The following is a 23,797-nucleotide window of genomic DNA, read 5'->3' on the forward strand; positions in this document are numbered from 1 at the left end:
CGTAGCACAGCCCGTTGGCGGTGGAAAAGGAACAGACCGGCCCAGCTAGCCGATAGACGAACCCAAGCTTCCCGATTGAAGCGAAGGGGCCGCTGCTTCTGCTTCACCCTCATTAGCGGATCGCTTGGACAGCCTAGGAGGTAGTCAGCCTCGGGCCAACAGCGGACATGCCGGCCCTATTCGATCACTTCGTCGGCGCTGGCGAGCAAGGCTGGCGGCAGTTCAAGTCCAATCATTTTCGCCGACTTTTGATTGAGTGCGAACTTGAAACTGGTCGGCTGCTGCACCGGCAAGTTCCGCTCCCCTCTCAAGACGCGGGCAACGTAGGCGCCGCATTGGCGGTAGATCTCGATATAGTCGGTGGAATAGCTGCTCAGTCCGCCGGCCTCCACAAAATCGCGCACAGGATATGAGGCTGGGATGGCGTAGCGGGTCGCCAACTCGACGATCGGATGGCGCAAGGCACCATAGGCAGTGTCCGCCCCCACCAATAAAGCGTCCACCTTGCTCCGCCCCATACTCTCGAACGCTTTCTCGATTTCGACGAGATTGCGCGCTTGCACGATCACAAGGTGGAGTCCCAGGCCTCGCGCAAGCTCCGTGTTCGTCTTCAACGCAGCTTCGGTGAACGCCGGGTTTGCAGGGTTCACCATGTAGGCCACCGTCTTCGCCTTTGGTACAAGCTCATGCAGCAGTTGCAGTCGCTTGGAGAAGAGCTGGCCCGCGAGACTGGTGATCCCGGTGATGTTTCTACCCGGCTGGGCAAGGCTTGGAACAACCCCTGTCTTTACAGGATCCGCCCCCATAACAAACACAATGGGAATGGACCCTGCGGCCTCCTTTGCAGCGAGAACGGCCGGTGTGTTCGCTCCCACGAAGATCACATCGATCTTGCGTTGGACGAGTTCGGAAGCAAGCTGGCTCAGCCGATCCTGATCGTTGTTCGCAAGCCGATACTCGAGAGAAACGTTCTGATCTCGCTTGAATCCGGCCTCGGCGAGGCCTGCCTCGAACGCAGCGAAATAATGCTGCGATGTCTCGAAACTTGCGCTGTGCAGTATTCCGATCGATCGCGCTGATATAGCTTGAGCCGCAGCACGCGGACCAATGGCCGCGACACCCATCAGTCCGATGAACTCCCTCCGCCTCATGTGCGCTCCCCGTCTTCCCGAGATAATATCGGGTCGCTCCAGTCAAGCAAGGTCGCTGAAATCGAGAGGCTAGGTCGGCTAGGGGTCATTTTCGACGGTTTCAGCGTAGATTGTCGGCCGGCTGATATCCGCTTCTGCCTCGTAAGCGTCCAACCGGAGCCTCCCCGGAAGCGTTGCGTCGGGCCAGACCCGTGTGATTCAAGCTTCCAAACTGGGGTCGAATCATGCGCCACGAACTCGCCGATTACGAATGGATTGCCATCAAGCCAACTCCGCCTCGATCTGCCGCGCCGCGCGCAGCAGCGTGCGGTCCTGGCCGCGCCGGGCGATGATCTGGAGACCGAACGGAAGCCCGCGTGCGTCGGTCCCGCAGGGAATCGAGATCGCCGGCAGCCGGGCGTGATTGACGAACGGCGTGAACACGGCATGCCCGCGCGGACTCGCGGCGCGGCCGCCGATCGTGTCGGGTCCCGCTTGCGTGAACGGCCAGGCGACACAGGGCACGGTCGGCGTGAGCAGCAGATCGACCTCGGTGAAGAAGGCCGCGAAGGCATTGGCAATCGCAGCGCTCGCGACCAGCGCAGCGGCAACGTCGGTGCCCGACCACGACAGCCCACGCTCGATCTGCCTGGCGATATCAGGATCGAAGACGGTCGGATCCTTGCCGAAAGCGTCGCCATAGAGCGCGGCGAGGCCGGCATGCTGAAGCGGCATGATGGCCTCCTCCGTCGCGCCGGCCGGCCAGACAGGATCGCGCTGCATGATGCCAAGGCCTCCGGCGGAGAGACGGGCGATAACGGAAACCAGCCCGTTGGCGACGACGTCATCGACCGCGACGTCGAGCCCGAGACGCGGTGAGAAGGCGATGCGGAGGCCAGCAAGGTCAGTGGCCTCATGCGCGATGCCGGCCGAATCCGGATCGCGCGGATCGGCGCCGGCCATGACCTCGAACGCCAGCGCGATATCGGCGACATCGGCAGCAATCGGCGCCATGACGGAGAGGCCGAAGAACGGTTCGGCGAAACCCGGTCCATAGGGAATTGCGCCGTAGGACGGCTTGAAGCCGGCGACGCCGACATGGGCCGGCGGCCTGCGGCTGGAGCCACCGGCATCGGTGCCGATCGCGAGCGGCACGAGGCCGGCCGCAACCGCAGCGGCCGGGCCGCCCGACGAGCCGCCGGGTGTGAGCGTGGGATCGAGCGGATGCCGCGTTGGCCCGCACAGAAGCGAGGTGGTGACGCCCTTGCAGGCGAACTCGGACGTCGCGCCGATGCCGACGATGACGGCGCCGGCCTTGCGCAGCCGCTCGATCGCAATGCCATCGCGTGGCGCGATGAAATCGCAAAACAGGCGCGAGCCCTGCGTCACGCGCCAGCCGCCGACCCAGATGTTATCCTTGACGATGATGGGAACGCCGGCGAGCGGCATGGTCTCGCCGGCACGGAGGCGAGCATCGACCGCAGCGGCATCGGCAAGCGTGCGTTCGGGATCGACCGTGACGACCGCGTTCAAGGCGCCTTCGCGGCCTCGATGCGGCCGAGGGCGGCCTTGGCGGTCTCGACAGCGCTCGTCCGCCCCGCGATGAGGTCGGCAGCAATCTCGCGCGCGCTATGTGTCCGCTTTGTCATGGCCTCCCCAGATCAGCGCCAATGTGCCGCCGAGGGCGAGGCATGCCAAGGCGAAGAAGGCCATGCCAAGGCTGGCCACGCCATCAAGGATCGACACCAGCGCCGGCGCCGCGAGCAGCCCGGCATAGGATGCTGTCAGCACCGCGCCGGTGGTCTCGCCGATCCGGTCCTGCGGGGCGAGGCGGGCGATCTCGGCGATGAAGACGCCGTTCCAGCCCGACGCCGTCAGGCCGAACAACGCGGCAACGATGAATTGCCCGCTGCGGCCGAGCGAAGCGCCGTTAAGGCCCAGCAGCGCGGCGCAGAAGGCCATGCCGAGGCCGATGACGACGAGCACGGCGCGGGAGGCGTCGAGGCGCATGGCAACATAGCCCCAGCCGAGACGGCCGACGAGGCCGCCGGCTTGCGCGCAGGCGAGCGCCATGCCGGCCTCGATATGGCTGAGGCCGAGCTCGCGGGTGCCGAGCGTGACGAGGACCGTGTTGAGCGACACCTGCATCGCGCTGAACGGCATCGAAGCCAGCGCCAGCATCGCGATGCGCCGGTCCGCAATCACCAGCGCCAGCCGGGCGCGCAGATCGAGCTTTGGCGGCGGGGCGGCCTTGCCGGCATAGGCCGGCCGCAACCATTCGAACAGCGCGATCGCGAGCAGCGCGGAGAAGCCTACCACCGCGTAGCACCAGGCCGGTCCGAACGCGATGGCGATCGCGGGTAGGGCCAGCGAGCCGCAGACGGCGCCAATCTGGTTGCCGGTCTGGCGCACCGAGAAGACGAAGGCACGGCGCTCGGCGGTGACGAGCCGCGACAGCAGCGCCGCGCTCGCCGGCGTCTCGGGTCCCATGGCGAGGCCGAGGCAGAGGCCCGCGGCCAGCAGGGCCGCGCTCGATCCGAGCGAAGCCAGCGCCATGCCGACGACGATGGCCGCCGCGCACAGGCTCGCGATCCGTAGCGAGCCGACCCGCGCGATCAAGCCGCCGCCCCAGAACGAGGCGGGGATGCCGACCGCGAACACCGCACAGGAAAACATCGAGAGCTGCCAGACCTCGATATGGGCGCGCGGGGCGACCACGCCGGGCGCGAACAAGGCAAGCGCGACGAGGGCCTGAAGCGCGGTCATCGCCCCCAGGGCCGGCAGCAGCGCGGGTGCTGGCCGAGCGGCCGTGTTTCCGTCTACCATGGCGGCGTGCTCATGGGAGGAACATCGTGGCAGGCGGTATTTCCATTCACGCGGTCGATGTGGCGAGCGGGCGCCCGGCACAGGGCCTGCGCGTCGAAATCTGGCGGATCGATCCGGACTCGTTGCGCATCGCTGACGGGCGGCTCGGTGCCAGCGGCGTGCTCGATCATGCCGTGGCGCAAGGTGCGGGCGTCACGGCTGGCGAGTACGAGGTGCTGTTTCATCTCGGCGAGTTCTTTGGCGAGCGCGACGGCTTCCTGACCGTGACGCCGTTCCGCTTCCGCATCAAGAACGTTGACGAGCATTTTCATCTGCCGCTGAAATTCACGCGCTGGGGCTATTCGCTGTTCCGCGGTGCCTAGGAAAACGTGGCGGGAAGCCTACCTGCGGCCATCCTTCGAGACGCCCGCCTCCGGCGGGCCCTCAGGATGAGGACGGAGTACGTGGCGGCAATTCGGCAGGCAAAACTGCCGCTAAGCCTCATCCTGAGGAGACCGCGGAGCGGTCGTCTCGAAGGACGAGGCGCTTGCTCGGGCCTTACCAAGTCATATGTGATAGCCCTGCCCCCCAAGGGGGCAGTGAACGCACTTCCACTCGGGAGAAAGGCGAGGCTCATCCCATCAGCCCTTAGTTGGTCAGCCGCCGCGACAGGCCGGTGACGCGCTCCATCACTGCGACCAGCGCGACGGTGGCGATGATCAGCACGCCAGACAGGGCGGCGATGGTGACGTCGAGCTTGCCTTCGAGGTCCTGCCACATCCGGATCGGCAGCATGTCGGTGGCGGCATCGCGCAGGAACAGCGAGACCGGCACGTTGTCGAAGGACGACATGAAGGCGATGAAGGCGCCCGCGATGATGCCAGGCCGGATCAGCGGCAGCACGATGCGGCGGAACGTGTAAAGGCGGCTCGCGCCCAGCACCGCCGAGCTTTCGAGCAGGGTCGGCTCGAGCTGGGCGAGCGCGGCGACCGTGTTGCGCACGACATAGGGCACGCAGACCACGGTGTGACCGATCACCAGCGTCAGCGGCGACACCGGCAGGCCGACCAGCGAGAACAGCATCAGCGCGGCCAGACCAAAAGCCAGTGCCGGCAGCACCAGCGGCGACATGAAGAGGGAATCGAGCAGCCGCGCCGACAGAGTCCGCGACCGCGAGATCGCGAGCGCCGCGGCGACGCCGAGGGCGACGGACAGGCCTGTCGCCCACAGGGCCACGATCAGGCTGTTCTTGGCCGCGAAGTGCAGCTGCCAGGCATTCCACAGCTCGGCGTACCAGCGCAACGAATAACCGGGCGGCGGGAAGCGCAGCGAGAAGCCGCTGGTGAAAGAGACGATCAGCACCACGAGCGACGGCGCGATGATGATCACAAGCGCGATCACCGCGATCACGGTCATGACGAGCTCGAAACTGATCGCCTCAAGAGTGCGCTTGCGGCCGCTCATCATGCGCCTCCATAACCGCGCGACATGCGGCCGAGCGTGGTGAAGACCGAGACGACCGCGAGCACGGCGAGCAGGAAGATGATCGAGATCGCGGATGCAAACGGCCAGTTCTGCAGCGTCGAGGCCTGCTGATAGAGATACATCGGCATGAACAGCATCTGGCCACCGCCGATCAGCGACTGGGTGATGAAGGCGGTGATTGCCGCGGCATAGGTCAGCGTGCAGCCGGCGATGACGCCGGGCAGCGACAGCGGCAGCACGATCCGGAAGAAGGTGCGCCAGCTCCCGGCGCCGAGCGAGCAGGAGGCATCGTCGAAATTGGGATCGATGCGGCCGAGCGCGGTGATCAGCGGCAGCGTCATCAAGGGCATCTGCACCTGCGCCAGCGCGATGACCACGCCGAACTGGGTGTAGAGCAGTTTTAAGGGCGTATCGATGACCCCGAGGGATTGCAGCGTCGCGTTGATGATGCCCTGACGCCCGAGGATGACGATCCAGGCGAAGGTGCGGACGACCACGCTGGTCAAAAGCGGCAGCAGTACGATCAGGATGATGATGGTCTGAAGCTTTGGTCCGACCCGCTGATACAGCCAGGCGATGGGAAAGCCGAGCACGAGGCAGACGGCCGTCACCTCGGCGCCCAGCAGCAGCGTCGAGCCGAGCACGCCCAGGCTGAAGGGATCGGTGAGGAAGTGCAGGTACTGGCCGAGCCCCCAATGGAGCCCGGCCGTGTCGTTGTGCAGGGAGAGCCAGAGCAGTTGCAGCAGCGGCGCGACGAAGAAGAGCAGGAAGAACAGCGCCAGCGGCGCTGCCAATCCCATTCCGTAGGACGTCACGTCCCGTGATGCCGGTGCTGCGCCCATGGTTTAAATCTTGATCTCGCGGTTGAAGCGCTCGATCCAGGCCGAGCGCTGCTCGTTGATCTTCTTCCAGTCCTGGAACACGAACTTCTTCTTCAGCTCGGCGGTGTCCCTGGCCAGCACGCGCGCGATCTCGCCGCCCATCGTCACCTTGGAATTGGTCGGCACGATCAGGTAGGGCGGGTTCATCAGCGTGGTCTGCACCTCCGGCGTCAATGCCGCCTCGATCAGCTTGAAGGCAAGCTCGCGGTTCGGCGAATTCTTGACGATGTGGATCGTGGTCTTGAAGGCGATGGCGCCTTCCTTCGGCGCCACGAACTCGACCGGGACGCCGCGCGCCTTCAGGATCTGGATGGCGTTGAAATTGCCGGGCGAGATGTCGATCTGGCCCTGCTGGAACAGGGTGGCGAGCGCGCCGGGATTGGCGGCGACCGCCGCGAGATTGGGCTTGAGCTCCTCCAGCGCCTTGAAGCCGGGATCGACATTGGCCTCGGAGCCGCCGCGCATCTTGGCGATCTCGACCAGCCAGCCGGTGCCGAGCGTCGAATTGAGATTGGTGATGCCGACGCGGCCCTTGAACTCCGGCTTCCACAGATCGGCCCACGAGGTCGGCGGCGTCTTGACGGCTTCCGGATTGTAGGTGAGGCCGACGACCTGGAAGAACGGGGCGGGGCCCATCGGCTCCTGCGCCTCGGCGATCAGGTCCTTGTAATAGGTGCTCTTCTCGACCGGATAAGGCTCGACCAGATCCTGGCCGATGGCGAGGAGGGCAGGGCCGGGATCGTGCAGCATGACGTCGATCGGCGGATTGGCCTTGGCGGCGTTGACCTTCGCGATCTGGTCGACCGAAAGCATGGGATCGAGCACAATCGCGGCATCCGCATTGGCTTTCCGGAATGCGGGCACCAGCACGGCCTTGTGGGCTTCCTCCCAGCTACCGGTGAAGGTTGCAAACACCAGCGGGCGGGCCTGGGCGTAGCTCAGGCCTGGAAACGCCTTCATGGCCCCGAGTGTGAGCGCCGTGGTCAGCAGGCTTCTGCGGTTCATCATCATGTCGTACTCCCCTCTGGACTGGATCTAAAGCGTTGCGGGAAAGGCGTTGGCGAGCGATGGGGCGAGCGGCGCGAGGCGCACCGCAGCGCCGTTCTCCAGCGCGCGCGTCTCGCCGATGCGCGCCTGCGAGACCTTGACGCCGGAGCCATCGGCCGTGGTGACCTCGTGCACGACGGTGGCGCCCAGCGGCAGCGACATGCCGACGACGCCGGCAAAGCCGGTTTCGTCGCCGACGAATTGCAGATGCTCGGGGCGGATGCAGACGGTGACGCGGCCGCCTTCGCTGAGGGCGCCGCCCACCGGACGTGCGATGATCTCCGCGCCCGCATCGAGGCGCACCTTGGCTGCCGTGCGATCCGCCGAGACCACGACACCGGGCATGCGGTTGGTGGAGCCGACGAAGGTGTTGACGAACAGCGTCTGCGGGCGGTCGTAGACGTCCGATGGCGAGCCGAACTGCTCGAGCTTGCCATGGCTCAGCACGGCGACTCGATCGGCCATCGACAGCGCTTCTTCCTGGTCGTGCGTCACGATCAGCGTGGTGATGCCGGAGACGCGCTGCAGCCGCTTGACCTCGATCTGCATGTCCAAGCGCAAATTCTTGTCGAGCGCGGCGAAGGGTTCGTCGAGCAGCAGGATCGACGGCTTGATAGCCAGCGCGCGGGCCAGCGCAACGCGCTGCTGCTGGCCGCCGGAGAGCTGGCGCGGCAGCCGCTCGGCCATGGTCGGAAGCTGCACCAGCTCCAGCAGGCGCTGCGCCTCGCGCTGGCGCGCGGCCTTGTCGATGCCGCGGGCGGCGAGGCCGTAGGCGACGTTTTCGCTGATGCTGAGATGGGGAAACAGCGCGTAGTTCTGGAACACGATGCCGACCGCGCGTTTGTTCGGCGGCAACGCATCGACGATGTCGTCGCCGATGATGATCCGCCCCTGCGTCTGCGCGATGAAGCCCGCGATGATGCGCAAGAGCGTTGTCTTGCCGCAGCCGGACGGGCCGAGCAGGGCGATGATCTCGCCGCCCTTGACGTCGAGATTGATGTTCTCGACCGCGAGCGCGCCACTTGGATACCGGTGGGTGACCGCGTCGACGACGAGCGATCGGCCGTTTGGCGCATCAGCCATGGTGTTGCCTCCCGTTGCCCCAGAGGAGAAAGCAAGTCTCGTGCCCGCGCCTGTCGCTTTTCGGCGAGCGTTTTGGCATGGTGGTCCGATGACATCGGATCGATCGATATGCGACCTCACGGCTATGGAGCTTGCGCGCGTCATTGCGAGGGGCGAGCTGTCCTCTCGTGACGCCGTCGAAGCGCATCTCGCGCGGATTGCAGACCACGACACCCGATTGGCGGCGTTCGTGACGGTCGATGCGGACGGCGCCCGCCGCGCCGCGCAGATCTGCGACGCGGCACCTGCGCCGATCGGCCCGCTGCACGGCGTGCCCGTAGGGATCAAGGACCTCACCGACACTGCGGGACTTACGACGACTTACGGATCGGTGCTGTTCCGCGATCACGTCCCGGCCGAGGATGATCTCGTGGTGGCGCGACTGCGGCGCGCCGGCGCGATCATTCTCGGCAAGACCAACACGCCGGAGTTCGGCTTCGGCGCTGTCTGCAGCAACAGATTGTGCGGGCCGACGCGCAATCCGTTCGATCCCGCGCTGACCTCCGGCGGATCGTCCGGCGGCTCCGCTGTCGCGGTCGCGGCCGGCATGGTGCCGCTGGCGCACGGCACCGATTTCGGCGGCTCGGTGCGCACGCCCGCCAGCTTCTGCGATGTCGCGTCCATCCGGCCGACGCCCGGTCGCATTCCATCGCCGCGCCGGCCGCTCGGCTGGGACATGCTGGCCACCCATGGCTTCCTCGCGCGCAGTGTCGACGATCTCGAGCTTGCGCTGTCGGTCTGTGCCGGTGGCGATGCGAATGATCCGCTCTCGCTCGGCGGCGCCGGTGATGATCGCCCCATCGCCGGCCGTCCCCGGATTGCCGTCACGCCCGATTTCGGTGTGTCGCCGGTCGCGCGCGAGGTTCGTGCGCGCTTCGCCGGGACTTGCGAGGCGCTCGCGCGCGTTGCCGATGTCGTATCGTCCTCGCCCGATTGTGGCGGGGCGATCGAGACTTTCCGCACCCTGCGCGCCGCGCACATCGCGAGCAGCTATGGCGAGTTGCTGAGGACGCGCTGCGCCGAGCTTACGCCGACGGTGGTCTGGAACATCGAGGCCGGTGCAAACCTGTCCGCGCAGGACTACCTCGACGCCGAGCGGCGCCGCACCGCCATCTATCGCAGCTTTCGCGAGCTGTTCACCGGTGCCGATTTCCTGGTCGCACCGGCCGCGTCCGTCTTCCCCTGGCCGAATGAGATCAGCGACGTCACCGCCATCGATGGGGCCGCGCTGGAGACGCCGATCGACTATCTCGCCGTCACTTTCATCGTGTCGCTGGTCGGTTTCCCGGTTCTGACTTTGCCGGTGCCGCGCGGGGAGAAAGAGCTGCCCTTCGGCATCCAGATCATCGCGCCGCCGGAGTGCGAATCCCGCTTGTTTGCCTTCGGCCATATCCTCGAGAACGAACTTGGGTTTTCGCATCGCCGGCCGCCTCTCTGATCAGCTGTCGCGATGCTCGAGCCGGGCGGCGAGCGCGTCGGCAAGGCCGATGGTCGGCTTGGCGGCGGGCCGGCGATACGTTCCCGCCGCTGCCTTGCGCAGGTGCAGCGCATGCAGCGCCTCGGCTTGCTTCACCGAGGCGATGACCTGGTCGACCACGGGGACGGGGATCCGGTCCGCGACGCGCTCGGCAAGGCCCGAGAGCGGGGCGCCGGCGAAGATCAGTACATCGGCCTCATCCTCGACGATGGCGCGCTGGGCGAGCTCGACCAGCACGTCTTCCTTCTCGGTGCCGACTTCGGAGATTGCCTGAAACGGCGTATCGAGCATGCGGATGCCGGCGCAGCGCTCCCACAGCCCGTGGGCGCGGACGCACTCCTCGTACCAGGGCCCCAGCGCCTGGGCGAAGGTGACGATGGCAAAGCGGCGTCCGGCCATGCAGGCGGTCAGCATCGCGGCTTCCGCCATGCCGACCACGGGAATGTCGAAGGTCTCGCGCGCGGCGAACAGGCCGGGATCGCCGAAGGCCGCGATGATCGCGGCGTCGACCTTCTTGTGCTGCTCGGCCAGCATTTCCAGCGCAATGGCGCCGCCGATCTGCGCCTCGGTGCGCGTTGCGATATAGGGTACGCCGCGGGTCGCGGTGCAGGGAATCAGCTCGGTGCCTGACGAGGCCGCGCGCTGCCCGACACCCAGCATCAGCTGCGTGACCTCTTTGCTGGTGTTCGGGTTGAGCAGCAGCAGCTTCATGATTACGCCGCCGTCCGCTTGGCTTGGGAGGTCGCGAGGACTTCGAGCAGCGCGGTGCCGGTGCGCGCGACGTGGGCGCCGAGCAGGCGGCCGGCGGCTTCGCCGTCGCGCGCCTCGAGGGCGGCGAGGATGTCGGCGTGCTCGTCGACCGAATTGCTCCAGCGCCTGTTAGCGCCGAGCGCCAGATAACGCGCGCGTTCGGCACGGGAGATCAGCGTCTCGTGCGCTTCGCGCAGCGGCGTGTTGCGGGCCATGCGGACGATGGTGTTGTGGATCTCGCCGTTGATGGCGAAATAGTCGTCGAGCTTGCCGCTGCGGTGGTGACCCTCCATGCGGGTCTGAAGCGTGCGCAGGCGGGCGAGATCGCGCTCGGTGGCGCGCTCCGCGGCGAGCTCGGCGGCGAGCCGCTCGATGCCGGCGAGCGCCTCGAACAGCTCAGAGATGCCGTCGACCGCGATATCGGCAATGCGCGGGCTGCGATTGGGACGAAGCTCGATCAACCCCTCCGCCGCCAGCACCTTCATGGCCTCGCGCAAGGGGGTGCGCGACACGCCGAGCTCCTTCGACAGCTTGGTCTCCTGGGTCTGCGAACCCGGCGGCAGCTCGCCCCGAATGATCATCGTCCGCATCCGCGCGGCGGCGCGCTCATGCAGGCCCATCCGCTTGAGTTTGGGCGACTTTCGCCCCTTTGGCGCTTCCGATTTTGGCTGCACGCGTGCCTCACTTCTCACGTTGATCTTAGCCGTTTCTGGCCCTTTGGCCTGCCCAAAATACCGACGTATGTCGCTGAAAACAATGGCATAGCGCGCAAATTGTATGCAGCATGCAAAAACCGGATTGCGCTGCGCCGAAGGCCGGCGGATGATCGTGTCCGACGCGCGAGATCCCGCGCCTTCGAAACGGAGTAAGCGATGCGGACGAGTTTGCGACTGGGCCTCGTGGTGATGGCGGCGGTACTTGGCGGAAGCGATCTCGCATCCGCGCAAGCCGCGAAGATCAAGCTCGGCTATGCCAAATGCGCGCACTGCCTGCCGATGTCGTTGATCCCGGGCTTGGCGAAGGGCGTCGAGGTCGAAGCGACCGGCTTCAATTCGGGCAACGACGTGCTCACCGCCCTGGTGTCGAAGAGCATCGACGTCGCGCAGGTGACCTATCTCCATTACATCACCGCGCTCGACAAAGGCTTTGACGTCGTCGCCGTCTCCGGACAGATCAATGGCGGCTCCGAATGTCTCTCCTCCGCGAAGCTGAACCTTCCCCCTGAGGACTGGGCCACGTTCAAGACGACCGTTGCGAAGGCGAAGAGCGATGGTCAGCCGCTCAAGGTCGCGGCGTCCCGCGGCAATGCGCAGGACATCCACATGCGCGGCGCGTTCCTCAAGCAGGGCGTCGATCCCAACAAGGACATTCAGTTCATCAACATCCCCAATCCGTCCGACCATCTCGCGGCGCTCCAGCGCGGCGAGGTCGACATGATCTGCTCGGTCGAGCCGTTCGCCTCGCAGATCCGGCTCGCCGGCGCCGGCAAGCATTTTGTGCTGCCGTATGAGCAGGCTGCGGGCAACCTGACCAATTTGATCGTCACGCGGTCCGACGTGATCGCGAGCCAGCGCGCCGGCGTGCAGGGCGTCGTCAGCGCCGTGGTCGAGCTCGACAACAAGCTGATCGCCGACAAGGCGCCGTGGATCGAGGTCATCAACAAGCTCACCGGCCTCGACAGGAATGTGGCGACCGAGGCGCTGAAGAATGCCTCGCCGGATCCTGCGATCCATCGGTCGCAGACGCTGGCGATCGCGGCGATGATGCGCGACCTCAAATACATCTCGAAGGACGTCTCCGCAGAAGCTGGGAAGAACATGGACTATTCGTTCCTGGAGCAGGCCACGGGAAAAGCCAAGAATGACCTCGGTTACTGATGTCTCGCCCGCACGGCCGGCGTTTCGGCTGACGCGGGCATTCCACGGGCTCGAACGCCTCGTCGTGCCTGCGCTGCTGATCGTGGGCTGGGAGGCCTTTGCCCGCAGCGGCATGCTTCCGCCCGCGCTGCTGCCAGCGCCGAGCGCTGTGCTGCATGCGCTCGGCGACTGGGTGTTCGGTTTTGATGAGACCACACAGACCTATTCCGGCCACTGGCTGCGCGATGCGCTCGCCAGCGCGCTTCGCGTGTTCGGCGGCTTTGCGCTGGCCAGCCTGCTCGGCATCCTCGCCGGGGTCGCGATTGGCTGGTCGCGCCTGTTCGAGAAGACGCTGGAGCCGACGCTGCAGATGCTGCGCCCGATCCCGCCGGTGTCCTGGATTCCGCTCGCGATCATCTGGTTCGGCATCGCCGACAAGCCGGCGATCTTCCTCGTTTTCCTCGGCGCCTTCTTTCCCGTGCTGATGAATAGCATTCACGGCGTCAAGACCGTGGACCACAATCTCGTGCGCGCCGGCGCGATGATGGGTGCGAACGGCCGGCAGATGCTGACCGACATCGTGCTGCCGGCGGCGCTGCCCTCGATCTTCGCGGGGCTTCGCATCGCGGTCGGATCGGCCTGGATGCTGACGGTCACGGCCGAGATGGTCGCGGTGAAGAGCGGCCTCGGCTACGTGCTCTGGGATTCCTATTACTTCCTGCGCTACGACATCGTGCTGGCTGCGATGATCTCGATCGGGCTGCTCGGCTATCTCTCCGACCTCGGCCTCAAGGCGATCATGGCGCGCACGCTGCGCTGGCAGCAGACAACCACCGTGCAGGGCAGGGCGGGCTGATGGCGGCAATCGAGCTTCGCAACATCGTAAAAGTGTTCTCCGACAAGCGGCGCAGCCGTGACCTCTTGACGCTGGACAACATCAATCTCGACATCGAGGCCAACGACTTCGTCTGCCTGCTCGGCCCGTCCGGTTGCGGCAAGTCGACCTTACTCAACATCATCGCCGGCTTCGAGCAGGCGACGAGCGGGCGCACGCTGGTGGACGGCAAGCAGGTGGAACGGCCCGGCTCGGACCGCGGCGTGGTGTTCCAGCAGCCGACCCTGATGCCGTGGCTGACGGCGATCGACAACATCGCCTTCCATCTCAAGCTCAAGGGCGTCGCCAGGGCCGAGCGCTACGACAGGGCGATGGAGTTCATTGATCTCGTCGGCCTGCGCGGCTTCGAGCATCACCACCCCTCAGAGATGTCCGGCGGCATGAACCAGCGCGTCGGCATCGCCCGCGCGCTGCTGATGAATCCGAGCGTCATCCTGATGGACGAGCCGTTCGCGGCGCTGGATGCCCAGACCAAGCTCGAGATGCAGGAGGAGCTGGTTGCGATCTGGCAGAAGCGCCGCTGCACCATCGTGTTCGTCACCCACAGCGTCGACGAGGCATTGGTGCTCGGCAACAAGATCGTGGTGATGACCAGGCGGCCGGGCCGGATCCGCGAAGCCGTCAATTTCGACCTGCCGCGCCCGCGCGACATCACCAGCCCGGAGTTCAACGACGCCAAGCGCCACATCCTGGCCTTGATCCGGGAGGAGTCGACGCGGCTTGCGCAGGCGTCGTAAGGTTAAGGCCATGCGCAAGCGTCTCGGCATGATCACGCCGTCCTCCAATTCGGTGCTCGAGCCCGTCACCAGTGCGATGCTGGCGGGCGTGGATGGCGTCACCGCGCATTTCTCGCGCTTCCGCGTCACCGAGATCGCGCTCGATGCCGCCGCGCTGAGCCAGTTCGATGCCTCCGCAATGCTGCCCGCGGCGGATCTGCTGGCCGATGCCAAGGTTGACGCGATCGCCTGGAATGGCACCTCCGCAAGCTGGCTCGGCATCGGGCGCGACCGCAGCCTGTGCGACGCGATCACGGCACGCACGGGCGTGCCCGCGACGACGTCGACGCTCGCCTGCATCGAAGCCGCCCACGCGCTCGGCGCCAAACGCGTTGGCCTGGTCTCGCCCTATACCGACGACGTGCAGCGGCGGATCGGCGACGTCTGGGCCGAGGAGGGCGTTGCCCCGCACGCCGAGCGGCACCTCGGCTTGCGCGACAACTTTTCCTTTGGCGAGGTCGCGCCTGCGACGATAGCAGGCATGATCCGCGATGTGGCGGCGGAGGGCGCGGACGCCGTCGTTATCCTCTGCACCAATCTCGACGGCGCCGCCTTGGCGGTCATGCTGGAGCGGGAGCTGGACATCGCCGTGCTCGATTCGGTCGCGGTGACGCTGTGGCGGACCCTCGGCCTCGCCGGCGGCGACCTCACGGCCCTTGCGCAATGGGGCCGGATCTTCCAGACATCAGCTGTCATCAAGTGACGGAGACATCAGTGACGCAGCTCGATCTCGCCATTCGCGGCGGCACCATCGTGACGGCCAGCGACGAGTTCCGCGGCGATATCGGCATTCGCGACGGCCGCATCGTCAGCATCGCCGAGCGCATCGAGGGCGCGGCGCGCGAGATCGACGCGACCGGCCTGCTGGCGCTGCCGGGCGGCATCGACAGCCACGTCCACATCTCGCAAGCCTCGGGCCCCGACGTCGTGATGGCCGACGATTTTGCCTCGGCGACGCGCGCGGCGGCTGCTGGCGGCAACACCATGGTGCTGCCCTTCGCGCTGCAGGAGAAGGGCACGTCCCTGCGTGCCTGTGTCGAGAGCTATCGCAAGCTGGCCGAAGGCGAATGCTATATCGACACCGCCTTCCATCTCATCATCTCCGACCCGACCGCGGTCGTGCTCGGGCAGGAGCTGCCGGCGTTGGTGAAGGACGGCTACACCTCGTTCAAGGTGTTCATGACCTATGACGACCTCGTGCTCAGCGACAAGCAGTTGCTCGAGGTATTCGAGGTTGCCCGCCGCGAGGAAGCGCTGGTCATGGTCCATTGCGAGGGCTATGACGCCATCCGCTTCCTCACCAGCAAGCTCGAACGTGAAGGCCATATCGCGCCCTATTATCACGGCACCTCGCGGCCGCAGGCAGTCGAGCGCGAGGCGACGCATCGCGCCATCAGCCATGCCGAGGTGATCGGCGTGCCCATCATGATCGTGCACGTCTCCGGCCGCGAGGCGATGGAGCAGGTGCGCTGGGCCCAGCAGCGCGGATTGCCTGTTCATGCCGAGACCTGTCCGCAATACATCACGCTGACGGCCGACGACATGAAGGGCCTCAACATGGACATCACAGGCGCGAAGTATGTCTGCTCGCCGCCGCCGCGCGATGCCGAGAGCCAGCAGGCGATCTGGGAGGGCATTACGACCGGCGTGTTCCAGACTTTCTCGTCCGACCACTGCCCGTTCCGCTACGACGATCCCAAGGGCAAGCTGACGCCGAACGCCCGCACCTCGTTCCGCTGGGTGCCGAACGGCATTCCCGGTGTCGAGACGCGGCTGCCGATCCTGTTCTCGGAGGGCGTCTCGAAGGGACGCATCACCCTGCAAAAGTTCGTCGAGCTGACCGCGACCAATCACGCCCGTATCTACGGTCTCTATCCGCGCAAGGGCTCGATCGGCGTCGGCTTCGATGCCGATGTCGTGCTGTGGGATCCGAAGCTGAAGAAAAAGATTCAGCAGACCGATCTGCATCACGGCGCCGACTACACGCCGTGGGAAGGTTTTGATGTCACCGGCTGGCCCGTCACCACCATCGCGCGGGGGAGGGTGGTTTACGAGCAGGGCAAGATCGTCGGCGACAAGGGCGCAGGCGAGCTGCTGAGCCGCGGCAAGTCGAGCCTGGTGTGATCGTCACATCGGCTCGATGCCGATCTGCTTGATGATCGCGGCCCATTTCGTGGTCTCGGCGGTCATGTAATCGGTCAGGCCTTTGGGGGCCATGACCAGCGGCTCGGCGCCCTGCTCGACGAAGAGGGCGCGTACCTTCGGATCGTTCACGGCTTCGACCATCGCCTTATAGAGCTTGTCGACGACAGTCTTGTCGGTATTCGCCGGCGCGAGCAGCGCGAGCCAGGCCGCGCTCTCGATCATGCCGCGGTTACCTGAACACGAAGTTCGTGACGCAGGCGAGCGCGTAAGCGAGGTCTCGTAGGGTGGGTTAGCCTGGCGGATGCGCGCAGCGCAGTCCGCGCAGTGTAACCCACCATTTCCCTTCTTGCGCGGACAGCAAAGAGGTGGGTTACGCCTAGCGGTTTGCGTTTCGCGCAATCCGCGGGGCTAACCCACCCTACAGCACTTGTGTCCGTGCCGTCGCCTACACTCCGTCATTGCGAGCGTAGCGAAGCAATCCAGACTGTCCGCCGTGGAAAGATTCTGGATTGCTTCGCCGCGCTCGCAATGACGCGGAGATGGTAGTTTTGAACCCCAGCCCATCACCGTCACCCTGAGGCGGCCGCTTCTTCAGCGGCCCTCGAAGGGCGACGGCCGGGCATCCTTCGAGGCTCCCGATGGGGCGCGGGGCGCCCCTTCGCTCGCGCCTCAGGATGACGGGACTGACAGCGAAGAGGGCCGCGCCCCCTCAGTTCGTCGGCCCATCCCCACGAATGGCGAACGTCGTCGCCTTCAGCTTGGTCATGCCGAACTTGTCGAACAGCTTGTCATAGGTGCCATCAGTGCGGATCGCGGTGAGGGCATCGGCGACGGCCTGGGCGAGCAGCTTGTCCCGAAAGGCAAAAGTGATGTCGGTGCCGGCGATGTCGCGGACCCAGATCTTTGCGATGCCCTTCTGCTCGAGCGAGTTGGCAGTCTCGTTGATGTTGAGCGCGGCCTCGAGCTGGCCGGCGCGCAGCGCCGCCGAGGTTGCGGTGACCGTGGTGAAGGTGCGCAGCTCGATCGGCTTGAGGCCCTTGGCCTCCATCGCCGTGCTGAACTCGCGCGCCTTGCGCTCGGTGTAGGTCGCCGATTCCACGCCCACCACGCGGCCGGCGAGGTCCTCGAACTTCTCGAGCTTCAGGCTGGAGGAGGGATCGGTGTAGATGCTGATCGCCTGCTGCGCATAGGGCACGAGGTAGAGCATCTTGGAGCGCTCCTCGGTCCAGAACAGGCCGGTGTTGATGGCATCGAACCGCCCCGAGCGCAGCGCCGGGATCATCGGCGGGAAGTCCATGCGCAGAAACACCGGCTCGACGCAGATGCGCTTGGCGATCTCGCGGGCGAGCTCGACGTTGAGGCCCTGCAGCTCACCCTTGTCGTCGACGAATTGCTGCGGCGGCAGCGTCGGGTTGATCGACATCTGCCATTTCGGCGCCTCGATCAGGCTCGACGCCGGCACCTTCGGCGTGCAGGTCTGGGCACCGGCGGCCTGCGTCAGGCCGGCCAGCAGGACGAGGGCGGAGAAGGTCTTTGGAAATCGCATCTGAATACTCCGATCAAATCGTGGGTGGCAGAGGAGCCGTTCTCCGGTCCGAAGTCTTCTTCATTGTCTCGTCATGTGGCCGCCGCAGCATCAGCTTGCCGGGTCAGGATCAGCGAGATGTGGCGGGCCGCGGTCACCACCTCGTCGCGCTGGTTGAGCAGGTCGAGCGTCTCGACGACGATGCCGCGCCCGGGATTTTTGGTGGGCCGCTTCTCGACGAAGCGGAAGCGGACGCGCAAGGTATCGCCGGCGACGATGGGTCCCCTAAATTTCACCTCGTCCCAGCCGAGCGAGGCGACCGAGGTCTCCTCATACAGCTTCAATTCCGACTTCAGCCCTTCCATCAGCGACAGGCCGTACAGGCCATGGCCGATCACCGCGGGAAAGCCGCGGGAGCGCGCATAGGCGCCATCGACATGGAGCGGATGATGATCGCGCGTGACGTCGGCGAAGGCCGCGATATCAGCCTCCGTCACGGTGTGCACAGCGGTCTCGAACTCCGTGCCGAGCGCGATATCTTCGTAACGGAGATTGATCGGGCTGCTGGCGTTCATGCTGATCCCTCAGGCGACCTTCCGTGGCCGCGCCGGCAGCGCCTTGAAGCTCTGCGCGATGCCCATCGGGCCGGAGCGGAAGATGCGCGGGTCCATGTCCTTCAAATGCGGGCTGATCCGTGGCTTGAAGCCCATATGGGCGAGGACGTCCTCCTCGAGGCGTACGCCCGGTGCGATCTCGGTCAGCGTTACGCTGCCGTTCTCGAGCTCGAACACGGCGCGCTCGGTGACGTAGCTGACATGCTGGCCGCGTTGCGCCGCGAGCGAGGCGCTGAAGCTGATCTGGCCGACCTGCGGCACGAATTTGCGGAAGGCGCCGTCGCGCCGGATCGTGAGGCGGCCGTTCTCGACGCCGATGTCGAACTTGCCGCCGGTCATGGTGCCGCTGAAGATCAGCCGCCTGGCGTTCTGCGTGATGTCGATGAAGCCGCCGGAGCCGTCGCGGCGCTCGCCGAAACGGGTGACGTTGACGTTGCCTGTTACGTCCACCTCCGCGAAGGAGAGGAAGGCGCAGGAGAGGCCGCCGCCGTCGTAGAAATCGAATTGATAGGCCTGATCGAGAATGACGCGCGGGTTGATCGCGGTGCCGAATTCGCGCGCATGGCCGGGCACGCCGCCGACCACGCCGGATTCCACCGTCAGCGTGATCAGGTCGGAGATGCCTTCCTCGGCCGCGACATTGGGAATCATCGCGGAGATGCCGACGCCGAGATTGACGACGTCGCGCGGGCGCAGCTCGAAGGCGGCGCGGCGGGCAATCACCCGGCGTTCCGTGAGTGGGTCGGGTGTGATCATCGCCACAGGGACCCGCGTCTCACCGCAGCGCGCGGGATCATAGGCGGTGCCGTAGGTCTGCATCTGCTCGGGCTCGAGCACGACGTGGTCGATCAGGAAGCCCGGGATCTTCACCATCTGCGGATGGATCGAGCCGCGCTTCACGATGCGCTTGACCTGGCAGATCACGGTGCCGCCGGCATTGTGCACAGCCTGCGCGATCGAGAGATCCTCGCGCGTCGTGCCCTCGTGCTCCATGCTGATATAGCCGTCCTCGTCGGCGGAGGTGCCACGGATGATGGCGACATCGGGCGGAGCGGGGACGCGGTAGAGCAGCCAGGACTGGCCGTGCAGCTCGAGCAGGTCGACCAGCGGCGCGGTGGTACGCTTGTTCATGCGCCCGCCGTCCTGGCGCGGGTCCATGTAGGTGTTGAGGCCGACATGGGTCAGCACGCCCGGATGCTTCGCCGCCATGGCGCGGCAGAGCTGGCTCATGACGCCTTGCGGGAAATTATAGGCGTCGATCAGCTCGTCGCGGACCAGGCGCATGAACGGCACCTGAAGCCCGAAATTGCCGCCGATCACGCGCGCGATCAAGCCTTCATGGGCAAGATGGCAGAGGCCCTTCTCGGTCACGGCGCCGACGCCGGTGATGTTGATGAGCGTCAGATTGTGCGGGCCCCGGCCGCCGAGGAACCGCTGCTCCAGCGCGTCGAGAATGGCCTCGGCAGCGCCCGTGCCGCCATTGCCGCCGACGATCAGCGTATCAGTGTCGCGGATCAGGGCGGCGGCCTCTGCCGCTGTGATGATGCTCAGCATGAGCGCGCTTTCCGCATCACGCGGCCTCCTTCTCGACCTGGCGGGCGATGATCAGCCGCTGGATCTGGTTGGTGCCCTCGTAGATCTGGGCGAGGCGGACGTCGCGGAAGATCCGCTCGATGCGGTACTCGCGCGAATAGCCATTGCCGCCGTGGATCTGCAGCGCGTTGGAGACGTGCTTCATCGCCATGTCGGTGGTGAACAGCTTTGCCTGCGCCGCCTCCTTGGCGATTGGCTCGCCTGCGTCGTGCAGGCGCGCGGCGTGGTGGATCAAGAGGCGCGCGGCGGCGATGTCGGTCGACATGTCCGCGAGCATGAATTGCACCGCCTGGAAGCCGATGATGGCCTGGCCGAACTGCTTGCGGTCCTTGGCATAGGCGGTGGCGTCCTCGAACGCAGCCTGCGCCATGCCGAGCGCCATCGAGGCCATCATGAGCCGGCTGAAGTTGAAATTGCTCATCGCCATCTTGAAGGCCTGGTTCTCCGGGCCCATCACGCTGTCCGAAGGCAGGCGCACGTCGGAGAACGTGATCTGGCAGTCGTCGAGGCCGTGCATGCCGAGCAGCTCCTCGTTCTTGCCGCGAGCGATGCCGGGGAGGGCACCGTCGACGAGGAGGCAGGAAATGGAACGGTGGCCCGCCTCGCTACCGGTGCGCGCGAACACCATGATGCGGTCGGCGACGCCGCCGAGCGTCACCCAGGCCTTGGTGCCGTTGAGCCGCCAGCCATTGCCCTCGCGCACCGCGTTGGTGCGAATGCTAGCTACGTCGGAGCCGTGGTCGGGCTCGGAGACGGCGGTGGCGGGAATGATGTCGCCGCTCAGGATTTTTTGGATCAGCGCCTTGTGTGCGTCGGTGCCGTGATGATCGAAGAACAGCACGGCCTCGACGGGGATCGCGAAGGCGTTGGCGACCGCGCCGGAGCAGCGCGCCAGCTCCTCCATCGCGATGCAGGCCGCGACCGCGTCGAGACCGGCGCCGCCGGCGCCTTCGCGCAGGCAGATGCCGAACAGGCCGAGATCGGCCATGCCCTTGTAGAGCGTGCGGTCGAAGCGGTCCTCGCGATCGATCGCGGCGGCGCGCGGCAGGATCTCCGCTTCCGCGAAGCGGCGGGCGGTCTCGCGCAGGGCTTTCTGGTCTTGGCTGTAGAAGCGGTCCATGGCGGGCTCCCGTCAGTCGCTGGCGAGCTTGGAATCGTGGGAGACCTCGCTGCGGTCGCGATCGCAGAAGTAGACCGCGACATCGTCGCCCGGTACGCCATAGGCGCTGCATACGGCGCGGGTCAGCGCGATGGCGGCGGCGCGCCGCTCGGCCTCGCTGCGGCGGAAGGCGTGGACCTTGAGCAGGATGCGCTGGCCGGTGGCCTGGGCGCCGAACGTGCCGGCGTGGGCGTAGTCGTCGGGCGCAATGTTCAGGAAATAGAGCGTGACCGTATCAGCGGTCACGCCGAACGCCGACATCAGGCCGTCGGTCACGGATCGCGCCAGCGCGGCCTTGCGCTCGGATGGGACTTGCGGGGCGAGCACTTCGACATAGGGCATCGATCAGACCTTCGCGGACTTCGTCGCAGATGATTTGGAAGAAGACGATTTGGACTTGCCGGATTTTGCAGGGGCCGGGGCGTCGATCTGGCGGCAGGAGTCGCGCTTGATCAGCCGGGCGCCGACGCGATATTCGCGGACGCCGTCATTGCCGTTGCCCTTGACGTCCATGCGATGCAGCAGCCTGTCGACGGCGAGATTGGCAAGGTCTCGTGCGCCGTTGTCGACGATGCTGATGGCGGGGCGATGCCATTCGAACCACGGCATGTCCTCGTAGCAGAGCAGCGAGAGATCATCGGGAATGGCGATGTTCCGCTCCGCGGTGACGCGCAGCACGCCGAGCGTTGCCTCATGATTGGCGACGAAGATCGCGCTCGGCGGGCGGGGGAGGTCGAGCAGCTTGCGGGCGCAGGTCGCGCCGGTCTCGGGCACGTAGTGGCCGGCATGAATCAATGTGTCGTCCCTGGCGATGCCGGCCTCACGGAGGGCGCGGACGTAGCCGGACAACCGTTCGCGGCCCGACGTGGTGTCCTGGCGGCCGACGATCAGCCCGATGCGCTTGTGCCCGAGCTCGATCAGGTGACGCGTGCCCAGATAAGCGCCTTGCGGATCGTCGGCGAGCACGGTCTCGAGATCGGTGGCGTCATCGCGCCGCACCAGGCAGACGATGGGAACGTCCTTCGATAGCGCCTTGAGCTGCGCGCCGTTCTTGCCCGTGGGCACCACGATCAGCCCGTCGATGCGATGATCGACCAGCGTGGTGAGGGTGTCGCTCTCCGCTTGCGGATCGTCGCCGCCGATGCACAGAAGCATCTGATAACCCAGCGCCTTCAGGCGTGCCTGCACCACTTCGGCCATCACCTGGAACGAGGCGTTGGTGAGATTGTGCACGAGAAGCGCCACGAGCCGCGACTGTCCGGTCTTCAATCCGCGTGCGATCGGGTTCGGCCGATAGCCAAGCTCGCGCGCGATGCGCACCAGGCGCTGCTGCGTGCGTTCGCTGGTCAAGCCGGTTCCCGTCAGCGCTCGGGAAGCAGTGCTGACTGAAACACGGGCCGCCTGTGCCACATCTTTGAGCGTGACGCTCATCAAACCTGCCGATAGACTGCAAACGATTGCAGAAACGCTAAGGGCATATTCTACATGGATCAAGCTCAAAAAATGGATGGTGTTGCCCAATGCAGAGCCATTTATGCAAACGATTGCATAAGGCGTGCGGATATTCCGCAGGCGGCACCCATCGCCTGAATTCACCCGAGCATCCGGCAGTTCCCCGATGAAGACGTTCCGCGGCACCTACACCGTCATGATCACCCCGTTCACAGCAGCGGGCGAGGTCGATGTCGCGGCATTGCGCGCGTTCGTCGACTGGCAGATCGCGGAGGGCATTCATGGGCTCATCCCGCTCGGCTCGACCGGCGAGTTCCTGTCCATGGACGATGACGAGAAGGCGCTGGTTGCCGAAATTGTCATTCGCCAGGCCGCGGGCCGCGTCCCCGTGCTGATCGGCACCGGCGCGGAGGATACGCGTGAGGTGGTGCGCCTCAGCCGCCGTGCCGAAAAACTGGGCGCCGACGGCGTGATGATCATCCCGCCGTTCTATTCGACGCCGACCGACGACGAGCTCGTCCATCACTACAAGACGGTGGCCGACGCGATCTCGCTGCCGATCATGGTCTACAACAATCCGGCGACGGCCAATGTCGATCTCAAGCCGCAGCTCGTGGCGCGCATCGCCGAGATCGACAACTGTCTCTATATCAAGGAGTCGACGCTGGAGGTGACGCGCGTGCGCGACATCATCCGCCTCTGCGGCGACAGGATGACGGTGTTCGGCGGCATCCTCGGTTTCGAATCCTTCGTCGAGGGCGCGCAGGGCTGGGTGGCCGTGGCCTCAAACGTCGTCCCGGCGGAGATGGCGCGGATCTTCAGCCTCGTCGCCGACCACGGCGCGATCAAGGAAGCGCGCGAGCTCTATCTCAAATACCTGCCGGTGATCGAATTTGTCGGCGGCCAGGCCTATGTCGCCGGCACCAAGGCGCTGCTCGGCCACATGGGTTTTGCAGCCGGTCATCCGCGCCCGCCGCGCCTGCCGCTGCCGGCCGCGCAGGATGCGGCCGCGCGTGCCCTGGTCAAGACGTTCGATCTCGCCTGGCGCGCTGCGCCGATTGCGGCTGCTTGAATTGAGGTGAACG

24 protein-coding genes and 1 pseudogene are annotated in these 23,797 nt (G+C 65.9%); 9 read left to right on the forward strand and 16 right to left on the reverse strand.

From position 1 onward, the window contains the following. Positions 1 to 176: 176 nt before the first annotated feature. The 3 genes and pseudogenes from GGD63_RS10175 to GGD63_RS10185 form a co-directional block, all read right to left on the reverse strand. A complete protein-coding gene (locus GGD63_RS10175; RefSeq protein WP_183241362.1) occupies positions 177 to 1,124 on the reverse strand; it encodes an ABC transporter substrate-binding protein in 948 nt (315 codons plus the stop codon). A gap of 288 nt (positions 1,125 to 1,412) precedes the next feature. Further along, positions 1,413 to 2,779: pseudogene (locus tag GGD63_RS10180) on the reverse strand (amidase). Next, entirely contained in the window at positions 2,760 to 3,956 is a 1,197-nt protein-coding gene (locus GGD63_RS10185; protein ID WP_183241364.1) for an MFS transporter, read from the reverse strand. Before GGD63_RS10185 ends, GGD63_RS10180 begins: the two are co-directional and overlap by 20 nt. A 26-nt stretch (positions 3,957 to 3,982) precedes the next feature. On the opposite strand from GGD63_RS10185, the gene GGD63_RS10190 reads away from it, so the two are divergent. Then, the gene (locus tag GGD63_RS10190; protein ID WP_183241366.1) at positions 3,983 to 4,318 is read left to right on the forward strand and encodes a hydroxyisourate hydrolase; all 336 of its coding nucleotides are present in this window, start codon (positions 3,983 to 3,985) and stop codon (positions 4,316 to 4,318) included. Positions 4,319 to 4,583: 265 nt separating this feature from the next. Here GGD63_RS10190 and GGD63_RS10195 read toward each other — a convergent pair whose 3' ends face one another. The 4 genes from GGD63_RS10195 to GGD63_RS10210 are packed head-to-tail and all read right to left on the reverse strand — an operon-like array spanning position 4,584 to position 8,431. Continuing rightward, positions 4,584 to 5,399 (reverse strand): ABC transporter permease, encoded by an 816-nt coding sequence (locus tag GGD63_RS10195; protein WP_183241641.1) that lies wholly within the window; start codon positions 5,397 to 5,399, stop codon positions 4,584 to 4,586. Further along, positions 5,399 to 6,262, reverse strand: a complete 864-nt coding sequence (locus GGD63_RS10200; protein WP_183241368.1) for an ABC transporter permease — start codon at positions 6,260 to 6,262, stop codon at positions 5,399 to 5,401. The genes GGD63_RS10195 and GGD63_RS10200 overlap by 1 nt, the downstream gene beginning before the upstream one ends. A gap of 3 nt (positions 6,263 to 6,265) precedes the next feature. Further along, positions 6,266 to 7,312 (reverse strand): ABC transporter substrate-binding protein, encoded by a 1,047-nt coding sequence (locus GGD63_RS10205; protein WP_183241370.1) that lies wholly within the window; start codon positions 7,310 to 7,312, stop codon positions 6,266 to 6,268. A 24-nt stretch (positions 7,313 to 7,336) separates the two neighbouring features. Further along, entirely contained in the window at positions 7,337 to 8,431 is a 1,095-nt protein-coding gene (locus tag GGD63_RS10210) for an ABC transporter ATP-binding protein (protein WP_183241372.1), read from the reverse strand. Between the two features lie 124 nt (positions 8,432 to 8,555). On the opposite strand from GGD63_RS10210, the gene GGD63_RS10215 reads away from it, so the two are divergent. Further along, complete coding sequence (locus GGD63_RS10215) at positions 8,556 to 9,908, forward strand: amidase (protein ID WP_246785425.1); 1,353 nt, start codon at positions 8,556 to 8,558, stop codon at positions 9,906 to 9,908. Here GGD63_RS10215 and GGD63_RS10220 read toward each other — a convergent pair whose 3' ends face one another. Together GGD63_RS10220 and GGD63_RS10225 are read right to left on the reverse strand one after the other, a co-directional pair. Beyond that, positions 9,909 to 10,658, reverse strand: a complete 750-nt coding sequence (locus GGD63_RS10220) for an aspartate/glutamate racemase family protein (protein ID WP_183241376.1) — start codon at positions 10,656 to 10,658, stop codon at positions 9,909 to 9,911. It lies immediately after the preceding gene. A 2-nt stretch (positions 10,659 to 10,660) separates the two neighbouring features. Then, a complete protein-coding gene (locus GGD63_RS10225) occupies positions 10,661 to 11,371 on the reverse strand; it encodes a GntR family transcriptional regulator (RefSeq protein ID WP_183241378.1) in 711 nt (236 codons plus the stop codon). Positions 11,372 to 11,569: 198 nt separating this feature from the next. Here GGD63_RS10225 and GGD63_RS10230 point away from each other — a divergent pair, with 198 nt between their 5' ends. From GGD63_RS10230 to hydA, 5 genes are read left to right on the forward strand one after another with little or no spacing between them, the layout of a single operon-like run. Next, positions 11,570 to 12,574 carry an ABC transporter substrate-binding protein gene (locus tag GGD63_RS10230; protein WP_183241380.1) on the forward strand — a complete coding sequence of 335 codons (1,005 nt, stop codon included), beginning with the start codon at positions 11,570 to 11,572 and terminating at the stop codon, positions 12,572 to 12,574. Next, a complete protein-coding gene (locus tag GGD63_RS10235) occupies positions 12,558 to 13,409 on the forward strand; it encodes an ABC transporter permease (protein WP_183241382.1) in 852 nt (283 codons plus the stop codon). Before GGD63_RS10230 ends, GGD63_RS10235 begins: the two co-directional genes overlap by 17 nt. Beyond that, positions 13,409 to 14,185, forward strand: coding sequence for an ABC transporter ATP-binding protein (locus tag GGD63_RS10240; protein WP_183241384.1), 777 nt, complete (start codon positions 13,409 to 13,411; stop codon positions 14,183 to 14,185). Before GGD63_RS10235 ends, GGD63_RS10240 begins: the two co-directional genes overlap by 1 nt. 10 nt (positions 14,186 to 14,195) lie before the next feature. Further along, positions 14,196 to 14,927 (forward strand): aspartate/glutamate racemase family protein, encoded by a 732-nt coding sequence (locus GGD63_RS10245; protein WP_183241386.1) that lies wholly within the window; start codon positions 14,196 to 14,198, stop codon positions 14,925 to 14,927. Next, complete coding sequence (hydA, locus tag GGD63_RS10250) at positions 14,888 to 16,348, forward strand: dihydropyrimidinase (RefSeq protein WP_183241387.1); 1,461 nt, start codon at positions 14,888 to 14,890, stop codon at positions 16,346 to 16,348. The genes GGD63_RS10245 and hydA overlap by 40 nt, the downstream gene beginning before the upstream one ends. 3 nt (positions 16,349 to 16,351) lie before the next feature. Here the strand turns inward: hydA and GGD63_RS40945 are convergent, their stop codons facing one another. From GGD63_RS40945 to GGD63_RS10285, 7 genes are all read right to left on the reverse strand, one after another. Further along, positions 16,352 to 16,768, reverse strand: a complete 417-nt coding sequence (locus tag GGD63_RS40945) for a tripartite tricarboxylate transporter substrate-binding protein (RefSeq protein ID WP_409334051.1) — start codon at positions 16,766 to 16,768, stop codon at positions 16,352 to 16,354. A gap of 310 nt (positions 16,769 to 17,078) precedes the next feature. Further along, positions 17,079 to 17,915, reverse strand: a complete 837-nt coding sequence (locus GGD63_RS10260) for an ABC transporter substrate-binding protein (RefSeq protein ID WP_183241389.1) — start codon at positions 17,913 to 17,915, stop codon at positions 17,079 to 17,081. Between the two features lie 71 nt (positions 17,916 to 17,986). After that, positions 17,987 to 18,469, reverse strand: coding sequence for a MaoC family dehydratase (locus tag GGD63_RS10265; RefSeq protein WP_183241391.1), 483 nt, complete (start codon positions 18,467 to 18,469; stop codon positions 17,987 to 17,989). Positions 18,470 to 18,478: 9 nt separating this feature from the next. Continuing rightward, positions 18,479 to 20,062 (reverse strand): acyl CoA:acetate/3-ketoacid CoA transferase, encoded by a 1,584-nt coding sequence (locus GGD63_RS10270; RefSeq protein WP_183241393.1) that lies wholly within the window; start codon positions 20,060 to 20,062, stop codon positions 18,479 to 18,481. Positions 20,063 to 20,078: 16 nt separating this feature from the next. Then, entirely contained in the window at positions 20,079 to 21,221 is a 1,143-nt protein-coding gene (locus tag GGD63_RS10275) for an acyl-CoA dehydrogenase family protein (RefSeq protein WP_183241395.1), read from the reverse strand. A gap of 12 nt (positions 21,222 to 21,233) precedes the next feature. Then, positions 21,234 to 21,602, reverse strand: a complete 369-nt coding sequence (locus GGD63_RS10280; RefSeq protein WP_183241397.1) for a tautomerase family protein — start codon at positions 21,600 to 21,602, stop codon at positions 21,234 to 21,236. Between the two features lie 3 nt (positions 21,603 to 21,605). After that, a complete protein-coding gene (locus tag GGD63_RS10285; protein ID WP_183241399.1) occupies positions 21,606 to 22,691 on the reverse strand; it encodes a LacI family DNA-binding transcriptional regulator in 1,086 nt (361 codons plus the stop codon). On the opposite strand from GGD63_RS10285, the gene GGD63_RS10290 reads away from it, so the two are divergent. Together GGD63_RS10290 and dapA are read left to right on the forward strand one after the other, a co-directional pair. After that, a complete protein-coding gene (locus GGD63_RS10290) occupies positions 22,594 to 22,812 on the forward strand; it encodes a hypothetical protein (RefSeq protein ID WP_183241670.1) in 219 nt (72 codons plus the stop codon). The two genes, GGD63_RS10285 and GGD63_RS10290, sit on opposite strands and share 98 nt — an antisense overlap. A 66-nt stretch (positions 22,813 to 22,878) precedes the next feature. After that, a complete protein-coding gene (gene dapA / locus GGD63_RS10295; protein WP_183241401.1) occupies positions 22,879 to 23,784 on the forward strand; it encodes a 4-hydroxy-tetrahydrodipicolinate synthase in 906 nt (301 codons plus the stop codon). Positions 23,785 to 23,797 lie beyond the last annotated feature (13 nt).

It is taken from the genome of Bradyrhizobium sp. cir1 (assembly GCF_014198245.1).
Taxonomy (GTDB): Bacteria; Pseudomonadota; Alphaproteobacteria; order Rhizobiales; family Xanthobacteraceae; genus Bradyrhizobium.